Origin of the sequence: Bacillus sp. 220_BSPC, from assembly GCF_001054655.1 — a bacterium.
GTDB lineage: Bacteria > Bacillota > Bacilli > Bacillales > DSM-1321 > Peribacillus > Peribacillus frigoritolerans.
Genome location: NZ_JVPL01000178.1, coordinates 1 through 13374 on the forward strand (window position 1 = coordinate 1; position 13374 = coordinate 13374).

Here is a 13374-nt window from a genome sequence, read left to right on the forward strand (position 1 = left end):
TGAGAAATCATCTTCAGACCCAACTTTAGCTCAAGAAGCAATCAAACAAGCTTTTAATGAGATTGCGCAAGCTCAAACAGCAGTAAGCCAAGTGCAAAGTGCATTTTCAGCCCAAAAATCTGAATAAAACACTTAATTTACCCCGAAAACCCCCTGTCCTTTTGGATAGGGGGTTTTCGTTTTTCTAACTTTCCATACAAAACATGAGTATGGTTAATTAAAAACAATCGACCATAGCACCAATTAGGCCATTATAAAGATCTTATATCGCTTCTCCAAATGTTGCAGTCTCCTTTTTTTAATATTGGGGCCACATATAAAAACTGTTCTGATTATTCGAGAGAATTTAAAAATAGTTAGTCTTTATTGACTCTTAATTTTTCTTCTAAAAATTTCTTAAATTCCTCTTTAGTTATATTTGATTTCATTGCTTTTTTTACTAATTCAATCCATTCTTCAGGAAGATCTTGATATCTGTTTTCTTTTGTTGTCATGTTTATCCTCCTTTTTGAGGGGATGCTTTTTTCCCAGTTATCCGTTTTATCTAATAATTCATCAATGTCAAATGTATCGAGATGGAATGGAATTGACTCTTCGCCAATTTCTTCAGTAGCTAAAAGCAATTGGTCAATATCTATTATAGCCAAGACAATTCGCCTCCACTTTTGTTATCTTTACCCTCAAAACATTACGTTTAATAGTTAGTTCTTTTGAGGGTATCTTATAATTTGGGAACTGTTGATGTCAGAGTATTAGAATAATTAGGTGAATGACTAGTCCCAGGATAGTCATCGATCAAAGTCTAAAATTGTGGTTTATAAAGGTGATCACTAAAGGGGAGGTTTTGACGGAGATGCTGGAAATAGAAAAACAAAAAACAATACCGGAAGATTTGTTGGAATTTTCTCATCACATTTTTTTGCATTGGAAAAGTATGAAACGAAGCCCCCTAATCTTGCGGAGCTTTTGAATAATAAATTGGGTTCGGTGGCATATTTTTTGATACACCTAAACTGTTCGTCCCAAGGGACCCGGTTAGTATTTTTAGAGAAAACCAATCATTAACTCTCTGTAGTAGGGACATATTTTCTGTTATCCGGGAATATATAGATACAGTGTCCTTTATGGAATCCATCATCCTCCTGCAGTTAATTCTGTATGGGGCCTATTTTTTTGTGTATAGTGAGTAACACATTTTTCACTATGGGCATAGGATATAGTCCACTCATAGTTTTTTATTTTCACGAAGCCCCCCAATGATATTGCCTAATCTTGCGGGGATTTTCGTGTGTTCTGACAACTGTTTGAATAGTAAATCCAGTTCGGTGGCATAGTAATGTTAAGCTTTTTTTCCCGGGAACTCCAAAGCCCTGTATCAAGCCTTAGAGAAGCCTAATATGTGGTATATTTTATGTTTAATATTGCTTGATTTTATTCTTTAATTTGCACCATACAACGTACAAAAGGATCATGGATTTATCAGAGCGATAAACATGATCCCTTTTTAATGTTATGTTAATACACAGTAGACACAAACTGTGCAGATAGGAGTCCATGAAATAACGAATTATTCTTTTTTAGTTACAAAATTAATAAAGAGAACGAATAGTACTATCCATACGACAATCACTACGATCACGAAGTACCCTGTATTGATGAAATTTTTATAAACCCATGTATCATACATTAATATCACCTCGAGTTCCCCTTAAAGGGAAAAGTAACGAAAGATATAAATAGATGCAGTAATAAAGTGAAATATAAGTATGTAAAGTGAAATTATTTTAACTAAAAACAGGTTTAGCACCTCTCATAATATCAATAAACAGCTGATAAAATTGAAAAATTTTCATTAAACATAAGACTTCTAATAAATTGCAGAATTTTTATTATTCCTATTTTAATTTGTTATTATTCAGACAATGAAAAAATTCAAGTCACAGTCCGAATACACTGTGCTTGTGAAACTATCCTTCCCCGATGGTTCCATACATAAGAAAAGGCTGCTTTAAAGACAGCTCTGATCTTCAGCTAACTCACCCGTTTTGTAAAAGCATGTCACGATTCAGTGCCGTCACCCTTCTTCATGTTAGAAGTCTTCATTCCACGTGATTTAGGAGGCAGTGGCCTTTGATTATCGCCTTCCCTTTTCAAATTATTATTGGAGCTTAAAAATTTGGGTCTGTCTTTATACGCCCACATTGGTCTCCTGAAGAATGTATCGCCTAGTCCTTCCGGGTTAAGTGGAGCTAGTGGTGACATATAAGGAACTCCGAATGAACGTAGGCTACATAAATGAACTACGACGACAAACAAAGCTAAAATCAAACCATAAAAACCCATTGTACCTGCGCAAATGATAAATACGAACCGCAGCAAGCGAGCAGAAATTGCGATGGAATAGGCAGGGGTCGCAAAACTTGCAATGGCCGTGATCGATACGATGATGACCGCTGCCGGTGATACAAGTCCAGCCTGAACTACCGCCTGCCCAATCACCAGAGCACCAACAATGGACATAGTCGCCCCAATGGCTTTGGGCATCCGTAGGCTTGCTTCTCGTAAGATTTCAAATGTTATTTCCATAATGAATACTTCGATAACTGCCGGAAAAGGAACGGGATCCCGTTGCGCTGCAAGAATGATGAGCAGATCTGTTGGAACCATTTCCTGATGATAGGTTGTAGCTGCTACAAAGGCAGCCGGGGCAATTAGCGAAATAAAAAAATAGAAATACGTAAAAAACGTATAGATGAGGCTATATCAAAGCGAGCATAGTAGTCCTCGACAGATTGAAAGAACTGAATAAATAACGCAGGCACCAACAAGACAAAAGGCGTTCCGTTAACAAATATGGCTACCCTTCCTTCAAGGAGACCTCCAGCGACCTTATCAGGTCTTTCTGTATGATCAAGGGTAGGGAATGGGGTCATGACCTGATCTTCTATCAATTGTTCAATATATCCTGATTCAAGAATACTATCGATATTTATTCCTTTTAAGCGCTCTTTGACCTCTTCGACTATTCCTTTTTTTGCAATCCCATTTATATACATAATGGAAACATCCGTATTTGTCACAGTGCCTATTTTCATCGACTCTATCCATAAATCCGGACTGTTAATGATGCGGCGTACCAGGGCTATGTTTGTTGCATTCGATTCCGTAAATCCTTCTCTTGACCCGCGGACCACCGAATTTGTGCTTGGTTCCTGAACGGAACGCCTTTCTCCCCCTTTTGTACTGGCAACCAGGGCTATGTTTATGCCATCAATAAAAATGATGCTATCACCTGATAATAATGACAAAAATAATTTTTCCCAGTCCATGACGGTTTCTACACCGCCGAGTGAAACCACATCTTTAGAGATCACTTCCAGCGCTTCATGTGGAAGTACCTTTTCTTTTAGATGAGGATTTTTCATGATGGACTCAATTAAAAAGTCTGTAACGCTTGGATTATCAACCAGACCCTGCACATACAAAATAGTTGTTTTAATTTGAGGATTTTGACTGATTTTCAACGTTCGGATAATGATATCCGGGCTGCTTCCTGTTTTTTGCTTCACGATATCCAGATTGGTTGTTATAGAGCTGTCAATATTTTGGGTTATTTTACTTATTGATTGATCTTTTTCGTCTGTCTTTTGCTTCTTGCTTTTTTGTCCTTTTTGTTTAAAAAAAGAAACCATAATACCGATCCTCTTTCATTCCTATTTCTTTTTATTCTGTCCAAAAAAAACTTTTTTATGGATAACACCATTCGCAACTTTACTATTAGATCTAATATTTAGGTAATCCTTATGGAACTAACCTGCCCCGTTAGTGCCATAAGAAAAAGGTTACCTCAGCAACCTTCCTTATTGAAGTAAAGCAATTTTAGTTGAAGTATTTTGTGAATATTATTTCAGATACAAATTATATTTCGTTTATTTGTTCCCATTCACTTAAATACATACGTTGCTTAATTTTTTTCGGGTTTTCTAGTTTACAAATTAATTCTAAACTGTTTCCGTCTAGGTCATTAAAATGAATTTTAGCATGTGCATATTCTTCGTGAGGCATTACAAAAGGCTCAATAGGATCAAACCCAAAGGCCTCTCTTGGCTTATAACCTTTATTTTCAAGCCAAACAACAGAGTTTTTTAAATCGTCTAATGTTACTTGAAAAGCAATATGTCTTATTGATGGATGATACTCAACTTCTACTTTATCTGTTTCCCATAACCCCAACCAACTTTTATCTTTTTCAATCCATAGAAAAGCCAATCTGTCATCAACCTTGTGATCAAATTGCAAACCAAGTCCTTCATAAAATACAATTGAACGATTTAAATTACTTACTGGTAAATGTGCTTCGTATAAACCTTTTATCATTGATATAGCTCCTTATATTATAAGTCTCTTTTACTTTCTTTTTCTTTATGCAAATATCCTGCCCCGATAGTTGCATAAAGAAAAAGCTGCCTAAAAGACAGCTCTGATCTTAAGCTAACGCACCCATTAGAGAAATAAGTCCTTTTTACCTTCTAACGAATAATGAATATTCTATCGGATTTTCGAATCCTAATCTTTCAGCCAGCTTTATCGATGCAAAATTGTTAACATCACAATCCCAGTTGGGTTTCAAATTTCTTTCAATACAATGTTCAATGAATATTTCTGCAACATTTTGAGCTAAGCCCATTTTTCTATACTTATTTTGAGTTGCAATATCAATTTCAGCAAATTGTGATGAACTAAATATAGCTGTACACTCACTTACAACGGTATCATTATGTAGCAAACAATAACCAAAACCATTCTCAAGAAATTTTGATACTGAACCCCAATATTCATTATAATAAGATTCATTAAATTCCAGACTTTCAGTAATTATTTTTTCATCTATTCTCTTTACTATAAAATCTTTAGGAACTTTTACTTTATTTATTGTTGAATATGTATCCTTATTAAAATGAAAAGAATATCTATGCATTTGTCTTAAGTCTTTTCCAAACAACTTATTTATAACTTGATTCCATTCTTTGGATGGAGAAAACAAAGTGAATCGCTTTTTATCATTTTTTCTGCTTCTATAAATTTCTAAAAATACGCTGTCAAGACCATTGTTCATTTCGTCTCCACCAACAACAAAAATACCTGAATCAGTTCCAATTAAAACTGTTTTCTTCAATTCATCCATATAAACCTGTCCAGGAATATAATTATCTAATACAGAGTAAGCAAATGTTGGATAAGTTTCTTTATCCTTTTTTTTCAGTAAATTTATGGCCTTTTTAAATTCATTATTCACACACTGGTTCCCCCTTTTTTTGATTATTCCTCATACTTGTTGTACAAGTAACAGTACCGATGCGTTTATATATTGTTATAAATTTTGCCGTAGTTGATTTTAACCTTATCTTTTAGTTCCTGACATTCTTTTTCTAATTCTTTTACTCTCTTGCGTAGACTAGCAATTATCACGTCTTTAGATTCTTCTGATACATTTCTTTTGACTTGTTTAATGCTCAATATACCTTCCTGTTGGCTACGAAGATATTCAATCCTTTCTTTAAGATTTGGGCTTTTATAAAGGTAGGTTTTAGAAACCCCAGCGTGTGTTGATACTGAATTGAAATTTATTTTTTGTTGAGTTTTGATCATTTGTTTTATGGACTGTTCGACTTTTTTTAGTGTTTTTTCCTTTTTTTCTTTCGCATTATTTATAAGTCCAGATACATCAGGCTTTTGATTGCCCATTGTTGTTTAAACCTCATTTCTTTCTTTTTTCATATACTCCCTACGATCCTTGCTTAAACCGTAAATACCATCGCCCGCCTCAAGCGAAGATGCAATTTCCTTATAACGTTTTAACTTCGGCTGTATCAATTCAATGGATCTGAGCCTATTCGATTTTTGGTAAAGCTCAATATCAGATTCAATTTTTGAAATTTGCTCTTTGTAGTAACTCAAGAATGTATGGTCCGCATGGAAACTCCTACAATTATTTTTTATGCAGGGTGGTTCCAACGTTTGTTCCAAAAAGTCACAGGTTAGTTTTGGACTCTTAATACAAAAACCATGATCCAACCTAATAGAGTCCATGTTATGTCGTATCCACTCAAGTTCTAAGCCATTTTCTTTTGCCTGACCTTCTAAATCTGCTTCAATAATGTTGCCATTAGGAGAGAGCATCACAGCCCCTTTAGATCGCGCTTTCTCCCACTCGTCCCTTAATGTATTATCATGAAATTGTGCATAAATTAATGTCATTTCCGGGCTTGCATGAGCCATCAACTTTTGTAAGTGTAGGATGTTCATCCCGTTATTAATCATGTTCACTCCATATCTATGTCTAAAGGCATGATTTTTTATATGAAAGATTTCTCCTGAACTGTCCCTAATCTGACAACGATGGGTAAGTTTGTTCAAGTTATCGTTAAACACTTTTGCCGAAATCGGAAGACTTTTTCTCCTCCCGTCTATATTTGGAAAAAGGAGGTCTCTTTGATTTGAATCTGATGATTCAGTATCCATTAATTTGACCTGAGCATGTATTACATCTGCTATATCATCAGTGATGGGGATTTTATGATTAGTATAGTTCACTTTTCTTTGATCTCCGACTAACCACCAGCCGTCACTTTTCTTTTCTAGACAGTCTTTCTTCAATAAAAGGGTGTCGGATATACGGAACCCAGATGCTTCAAGTACTAACAGAATTGGGACATAATGAGCATTTAATTCAGAAAGGTTTTCAAGAATCTGTTCCCAGACATCGTCAGGTATATACTTGATATCTTCGGCTTTCAACCGTTCTTTCTTTGGAAAATCTTCCGGGAAAATCAAGTGATTTATCGGCTTCTTGGGTGCAAAATCCCATTCCAGCCTTTGGATATAAGATACGTAGGCTTGCACTTCGTACAAATATACTCTAATTCTGTTTTTCATTTGTTCTTCGATGGTATTTTTGCTGTTTCCTTTGAGTGGTAATGTCCGTAAATGCCCCATAAAAGACAAGATGTCATTACGTGACAATAAACTCAAGTCATCCCATTCAGGATATCTTACAGCGATAAATTTAAAAAATGCTGATAGGGGAGGGAGTATACTTCTTGACCGAGCGAAACTTAAGTTTTGCTGTATGACCATTCGTTGCTCCAGGTATTTTTTAACCCATTTTCGAAACGGTGTGACAACCGTTTCGAAAGAAATAGTGTACTCACCTCTAGTCTGGTTAAAATCAATGGGTAATTTGCGGACATCCCATCGGTCTTTTTCAATTTCAGTTCTATTATCATAATAATCTGAAAAAAACTCGTATATTTGATTATAGAGATTGATATATATTGAAGCTTTTATGTATTCTTTATTACCAATTGCGTTTTTTCCGTGAGTAACTATGGGCAAATTTCGCGAAGCTAAAAATGTGCGGTATTCTAAAAGAAATTTATCCTTGTTGATATCGATAATCGAAATTGAATTGGGGTATTTTAGAGATATAAACTTAGCCAATGCTTTAACGGCAGGATAATATCCGTCCCAAAGAGATGTATGGCGATAGGTTTTATTTTGTAGTCTTACTGAAAAATAAAACTTTACTTCGTTCCGAATGTTAGGATTGCTGATTTTTGCAAAATTCATATTTCTCGCCTTAAATTTCATCTGGCCTGAATACTTGATAGGACATTGTTCTATATTCCATACATCTTCGGCCCAATAACCAGTTAGATTTTCTATCATGTAACTGACTTGTTTAGCTAATCGAAAAGTATCTATATGCATAAAATCCTTCTCTCACTGTTATTCTTTCTTGGTGTTTCTGTTCTTTATTGCTTGAGTGTAACTTTCGCGAAGTTGATCTTCATTTATATGTACATATGTATTAATGGTGGTCTGGACCTGTGCATGACCTAATAGCTTTTGTATGACGGAAATTTCTACACCTTTCGCATGTAGTTCCGATGCAAAAGTATGTCTTAACATATGAGGGGTAAAATCTATTCCCGTCTTTTTCCTGATTCTTTTAATCATCGATTCTATGGTGTTCCGGCTTAGTGGGTATCCTTTGTTAGGACCTTGTAATTTTATGAATACATGGTTAGAGTCTACTTCATTTGCATGGTAATCAATTAGGTAGTCTTGGAATAGATTCATCGTTTCTTCGCTTACAAAAACGATTCTATTTTCACCAGCAGCCGTCTTTGACTTTTTAACTCTAATAGTGTTTTTTATAATATTAAAATCTTCGATTTCAAGCCCAATCGCTTCCCCTATACGTAAGCCACCCTCATATAATATTCGTATTAATAATTCATCTCTTACGTTAGTACAATTGTCATTTATAGTTTGTACTTGTCCTTGTGTTAATGTCTTTATCTGCCTTTTTGTTTCTTTAATCTTTAATATATTTTTGTCTATTAATCTATTTTTTGATATATGATGCAAAAATGGTTTGTAGTTTCTATTGCGTGAGGAAATCTTTTTTGTGCTAGCTTCCTTTAATCCATTCTCATACATGTTCAGCCGGTCTAAAAAATCATAGAAGGACATTACACAGGTTAATATAGTGTTGATTGTTCTCTCAGAACGAACCGAGTTAATTGGCCTTATCGTAGTGATTTTTTCTGACTTATGAGAAGTTCTTAGCCAACCTATGAATTTAGCTACATCTTCAATGGAAATGGACTCGTAGGATAATTCATTTTCCACTAAATACTCAAAATATAGTTTCAAGTGATAACAATAAGATCGTAAAGTATTAACTGATCTTCCTATGTTATCCATATACTTCAAGTATTTAATTACTGGAATGACTGGCTCTCCTCCACCGTCAACTAATATGTAACGGTTCCCTTCACCCTCAATTTTATTAATTGTTATTTCATGTACTTTCATATGCATCACCAATCCACATAGTATCAATTATGATAATCATTGTCTACTTTGGTAACTATATCCACTGGATATATATAATGATTAAACACCGTAGAAATTCCCCTATATACACTTATTTATGATTACTATTAATACGGTGTATTTTTGTGGTATAAATAAAAACAAAGAAATCAGGCTTTAGTCTGAAGACAATTTGCAACAATAATAGAATCATAGTCGAACCATCAACCGCGGATATCCCGTTTGTTATATCCGAGAAAGCCTGCAGCCAATAATAAGATAGCTATGATTGTAAGCATGGATACTTTCATGAAGTCCATATCTTCAACAGGAAGTTTCGGAATATGGCCAAATGGCGTTAGTTTTCCCATCCATTCCGGGAATTGAAGCATTCCCCCTAAATAAACGACTAAGATTGAGTATGTCAAGTAAAGCCAAGTCAAGCCGGATAATTTTGGTGCAAAGCCAATAAACAGCACGGCGATACCAATCATGATCCACATCGCAGGCAGGTAGACCATCGCTGCACTAAATATAGTGCCGAAAGCAACCCCTTCATCCATCACTGAATTCCCGACTGCCCAAAGACCGATGTCAGCAAGCGCAAGCATGAGAAAACCGCCAATGACGGAGATGATAAGATAGCTGCCCATAAGCCTTGTACGTGATACAGCGCGGCTCAGTAAATGTTCAGTATGGTTCTTTTTTTCTTCCCCTTTAAGTTTTAACATCGCCATTAAAGGCGGGATGGTGCATATCATGGCGATGACTGACATCAACATTGTCAAGAATTGTTCTGTCAGCGAATAGCCTTTCACTGGCGTCAATAGTTCGGCCATCATTTCATTTTTTGTAAAAAAGGAATCCAAATCACCTAAAACGGAACCGTAAGATGCACCCAAAATGAACATCCCGGCTGCCCAGGCGATCAATCCTGTACGCTGAAGCCTCAGCGAGAGCCCAAGCGGACTTTTTAAAAACGATGAAGCATATTTCCGGCCGGGCTTAGCCGGAATGAATCCAGCTTCCAAATCACGGATGGCATTCAAATATAGAGATAAGGCAACCAATATGATTGCCGCACCGATCGTAAGTATGATTGGCCACCAATAATTATTCACATATACTTCTGAAGCTAAAACCCAACCCAATGGTGAAAACCAGGAAAGTGTTTCATTGCTGACATCCCCTATCGCCCGAATAAGATAGGAGAGAAGCAATACAGTGATGGAGTAACCCATCGTACCTCGAGCACTCTCGGTAAGCTGGGCAAATAATGCCGTTATTGCCGAGAAGAAAATACCGGTTGCCCCTAACGCAGCTCCATACATAAGGGAACCTTCCAAATCCATGCTTTCTATTCCCAGAGCATACAACCCGAAACCCATTATTATCGCGATTAACGCATTCGTTCCAAACGATACGGAAATGGTTGCATATAAATTAGCCAATCGTCCAGCCGGCAAAGAACGGATCATTTCGATACGGCCGTCCTCTTCATCTGCGCGTGTATGGCGTGTAACAAGTAAAATACTCATTATCCCCACGGCCATAGCGGTTAACAGTAACATTTGATGCGCCATCATCGCTCCGTTTGTATAGTCATCCAGGCCGTAACCTTTCCCCACCATCGCTGTCATTGCAGGGTTCTTCATCGTTTCTGCAATGGTTTGCCTTTCTAGCCCAGTCGGGTACAGATCGGTGAATGCCATCGCAACCATAAAGGAAAGGACGGATAAGGAAATTATCCAAACAGGGATCCGGACCCGATCTTGCCGTACGATGAATCGGGAAAGTCTTCCTGTATTATGATAGGACTGGTTCGCCATTATAACGCACCTCCCGCCCCAGAATCTGAAGTCTTCCTTACACCTTCATAATGGCTCATGAATAAATCTTCCAATGTAGGCGGCGCGCTTTCCAATTTCACAATTCCAAACTGGCTTATATACTTCATGACATTACCCAACTCATCTGTATCCACTTGGAATGAAAGTGCCTGGTCTTTCATCACGATATCCCGAACACCGTTTACATTCCCTAAAGCAGGAATAGGCTGCTTCGTTTCGACAAGCAAGCTCGTTCTCGTTAAATGACGTAACTCATCCAATGTTCCCGTTTCAATTATTTGCCCTTGCCGAATGATGCCCACTTTATCGCATAACCTTTCCACTTCAGAAAGAATGTGACTGGAAAGCAATATGCTTTTTCCTTCATTTTTCGCGTCCATCACACATTCCTGGAAAACCCTTTCCATCAATGGATCTAGACCTGATGTTGGTTCATCCAATATATAAAGATCGGCATCAGATGAGAAAGCAGCGATCAAAGCAACCTTTTGCCTGTTTCCCTTTGAATAGGTTCCACATTTCTTGGAAGGGTCCAAATCGAATTTTTTTATTAGTTCTTCGCGTCTGCTTTTATTGTTCGTCCCGCGTAATTCAACAAATAGATCAATGACTTCCCCGCCTGTTAAGTTGGGCCATAGGTTCACATCTCCCGGTACATACGCGATTCGCTTGTGAATTTCAACCGCATCTTTCCATGCATCCTTGCCAAAAATTTTCGCTTCCCCATCCGTCGCTTTTAAAATCCCGAGCAGCACACGGATCGTTGTTGATTTTCCAGCACCATTGGGACCGATGAACCCAAATACCTCCCCTTTATTCACTTCAATGTTCACACCATTTAAAGCAGTGAACTTTCCAAACTTTTTAGTTAAATCCGTTGTTTTCAATACTGACATTCCTCATCCACCTCTTCCTCATTGAAAAAATATGAAATATCTTAACCGATTTAGTACATAATATACAAAAGGAGAATTCCTGACAATAGTTTATGAACTAATTTAATTGTTCTATTACATATTTTTAATTAAACTAAGGTTGAGGTGAAACAAATGGACGGATTTCAACGACGCAGGGAACAAAAAAAATTGAATATATTAGAGGCTGCCTTGGCTTTATTCATGGAGTATGGTGTCCAAAAGATTTCGATTGGGGAAATAGCAAAAAAAGCAAATGTATCTCAAGTAACGATATATAATTACTTCGAAAGCAAACATAATCTAATTCATGAGGTTTTTGTTTATTATACAGATAAGGCATTGGATGAATTTGAACAAATACTGGCCAGCAACACGGCCTTCCCTGAAAAAATAAAACATCTCATGTTCACGAAAAATGAAACAGCCAAACAAATTCATGAAGATTTTTATCAATATTTAATGAAGGAATATACTTCCGGAATCAATTATATGGAAAAAATATATACAGAAAAGGCCCTGCCCCGCTTTATCGATCTGTTTAACCAGGGGAAGGAACAAGGATATGTTGACCCGAACTTATCTAATGAAGCGATTTTATTTTATATAAAAGCAATGAATGAATATATCCAACGGGAAGAGGTTTATCAAAGCATCCTGCCTTTGACTGAGGATATTATGAAGATTTTGTTTTATGGGATCGTTGGGGAAAAAGAGAAATGAATGAAAAAAACGGTGTGAATCGATATTTCCCATTCACACCGTAAAATCTTATTTAGGAATTTCCTGCACTCTTTAAGTCAATGTTAATAATTTGGCTGAAGTGTAATTATATTTCTCGATTGATAGATCAAAAACGGCTCCCGCTTTTAAAAAGACCGTACTTTCAACGATTAATGTCGGATCACCTGGCTGCAAGTCCAAAAGCCTGGCATCATCGTCGTTAAGTTTTTCACACGAAATGATTTTATCCGCAAACCCGATATTCAACTTCAAATCCTCGACTATATATTCATAAATGGAACCATTTGCGATTTCTTTATTTATGATGGGGATGATATCTTTATTGAAAAAGGACTCTTCTATTACAATGGGTTCACCATTTAAGTATCTAACCCTTTTGAGGTTATAGATTTTGGTTTTTACCTGGCATTTCATTTGTTTGGCCAATTTTTCATCAGCTTCTATTAATTCTAACTTCAACACTTTACTTTTCATTTCATCATTTGGAAAAACTTTGGTTAAGCCACCCATATCCCTCATCGAAATGCAGCCCTGTCTGGAAAATTCCCTAAGGAATATGCCGCTTCCTTGAACTTGATAGATATATCCCTGCTCAACCAATATGTTGATTGCTTTTCTAATGGTGTTCCTGCTGACATCGAACTTCTTCATCAACTCTTCTTCAGTAGGTAACTTAGTATTTAATGTATATTTTCCTTCTACTATCTCTTTTTCCATTTGTTCTACGACCATTCTATACTTTACACCCATATTTCCATATACCTTCCTCTATACATAATGATTTAGAACAATAATTTAGACTGAATGATAGGTTTTCTTTACAATAGTTTATTTTATAACGATTGTAAAGAAACCTCTATTACTTCAAATTCGAAGAAAACTGAGTTTGCCTGCAGTTTTTTTATTAACATTCCAGCTGATTTCAGAAATCCACTCCCTTTCCGCCGACTGTCTGCCAAGCCGCATCAAAGCGAGCGCCTGTG

The 13374-nt window shown here is 36.5% G+C and carries 11 protein-coding genes and 1 pseudogene; 1 reads left to right on the forward strand and 11 read right to left on the reverse strand.

Going from position 1 to position 13374, the window contains the following annotated elements; translation table 11 throughout:
* Positions 1-356: 356 nt before the first annotated feature.
* The 10 genes and pseudogenes from ADA55_RS30505 to ADA55_RS12250 all read right to left on the reverse strand — a co-directional run bounded on the left by ADA55_RS30505 (position 357) and on the right by ADA55_RS12250 (position 11629).
* Positions 357-647 carry an anti-repressor SinI family protein gene (locus tag ADA55_RS30505; RefSeq protein ID WP_048683842.1) on the reverse strand — a complete coding sequence of 97 codons (291 nt, stop codon included), beginning with the start codon at positions 645-647 and terminating at the stop codon, positions 357-359.
* Between the two features lie 920 nt (positions 648-1567).
* Positions 1568-1696, reverse strand: a complete 129-nt coding sequence (locus ADA55_RS31000; protein WP_264371002.1) for a hypothetical protein — start codon at positions 1694-1696, stop codon at positions 1568-1570.
* A gap of 362 nt (positions 1697-2058) precedes the next feature.
* A pseudogene (locus ADA55_RS12215) lies at positions 2059-3692 on the reverse strand (spore germination protein).
* Positions 3693-3918: 226 nt separating this feature from the next.
* Positions 3919-4377: a VOC family protein gene (locus tag ADA55_RS12220; protein ID WP_048683846.1), complete on the reverse strand. Its 459-nt coding sequence runs from the start codon at positions 4375-4377 to the stop codon at positions 3919-3921.
* A 145-nt stretch (positions 4378-4522) separates the two neighbouring features.
* Positions 4523-5296: a GNAT family N-acetyltransferase gene (locus ADA55_RS12225; protein ID WP_065421144.1), complete on the reverse strand. Its 774-nt coding sequence runs from the start codon at positions 5294-5296 to the stop codon at positions 4523-4525.
* Between the two features lie 65 nt (positions 5297-5361).
* Complete coding sequence (locus ADA55_RS12230) at positions 5362-5745, reverse strand: DUF6262 family protein (protein WP_048683850.1); 384 nt, start codon at positions 5743-5745, stop codon at positions 5362-5364.
* Positions 5746-5751: 6 nt separating this feature from the next.
* Positions 5752-7770, reverse strand: coding sequence for a tyrosine-type recombinase/integrase (locus ADA55_RS12235; protein WP_048683853.1), 2019 nt, complete (start codon positions 7768-7770; stop codon positions 5752-5754).
* A gap of 18 nt (positions 7771-7788) precedes the next feature.
* Positions 7789-8883 carry a tyrosine-type recombinase/integrase gene (locus ADA55_RS12240; protein ID WP_048683863.1) on the reverse strand — a complete coding sequence of 365 codons (1095 nt, stop codon included), beginning with the start codon at positions 8881-8883 and terminating at the stop codon, positions 7789-7791.
* Positions 8884-9107: 224 nt separating this feature from the next.
* Positions 9108-10712: an ABC transporter permease gene (locus ADA55_RS12245; protein WP_048684171.1), complete on the reverse strand. Its 1605-nt coding sequence runs from the start codon at positions 10710-10712 to the stop codon at positions 9108-9110.
* Positions 10712-11629 (reverse strand): ABC transporter ATP-binding protein, encoded by a 918-nt coding sequence (locus tag ADA55_RS12250; RefSeq protein WP_048684174.1) that lies wholly within the window; start codon positions 11627-11629, stop codon positions 10712-10714. Before ADA55_RS12250 ends, ADA55_RS12245 begins: the two co-directional genes overlap by 1 nt.
* A gap of 153 nt (positions 11630-11782) precedes the next feature.
* Here ADA55_RS12250 and ADA55_RS12255 point away from each other — a divergent pair, with 153 nt between their 5' ends.
* On the forward strand, positions 11783-12370 hold the full coding sequence (locus ADA55_RS12255; RefSeq protein WP_048684176.1) for a TetR/AcrR family transcriptional regulator: 588 nt from the start codon (positions 11783-11785) through the stop codon (positions 12368-12370).
* Between the two features lie 72 nt (positions 12371-12442).
* On the opposite strand, the gene ADA55_RS12260 is transcribed toward ADA55_RS12255, so the two are convergent.
* Positions 12443-13141, reverse strand: coding sequence for a GntR family transcriptional regulator (locus ADA55_RS12260; protein WP_048684178.1), 699 nt, complete (start codon positions 13139-13141; stop codon positions 12443-12445).
* Positions 13142-13374: the final 233 nt, after the last annotated feature.

Excerpts from the sequence above, each read along its gene's own strand:
- ADA55_RS12220 (WP_048683846.1), bottom strand. The coding sequence starts at position 4,377 with ATGATAAAAGGTTTATACGAAGCACATTTACCAGTAAGTAATTTAAAT.
- ADA55_RS12230 (WP_048683850.1), bottom strand. The coding sequence starts at position 5,745 with ATGGGCAATCAAAAGCCTGATGTATCTGGACTTATAAATAATGCGAAA.
- ADA55_RS12235 (WP_048683853.1), bottom strand. The coding sequence starts at position 7,770 with ATGCATATAGATACTTTTCGATTAGCTAAACAAGTCAGTTACATGATA.
- ADA55_RS12240 (WP_048683863.1), bottom strand. The coding sequence starts at position 8,883 with ATGAAAGTACATGAAATAACAATTAATAAAATTGAGGGTGAAGGGAAC.
- ADA55_RS12245 (WP_048684171.1), bottom strand. The coding sequence starts at position 10,712 with ATGGCGAACCAGTCCTATCATAATACAGGAAGACTTTCCCGATTCATC.
- ADA55_RS12250 (WP_048684174.1), bottom strand. The coding sequence starts at position 11,629 with ATGTCAGTATTGAAAACAACGGATTTAACTAAAAAGTTTGGAAAGTTC.
- ADA55_RS12255 (WP_048684176.1), top strand. The coding sequence starts at position 11,783 with ATGGACGGATTTCAACGACGCAGGGAACAAAAAAAATTGAATATATTA.
- ADA55_RS12260 (WP_048684178.1), bottom strand. The coding sequence starts at position 13,141 with ATGGGTGTAAAGTATAGAATGGTCGTAGAACAAATGGAAAAAGAGATA.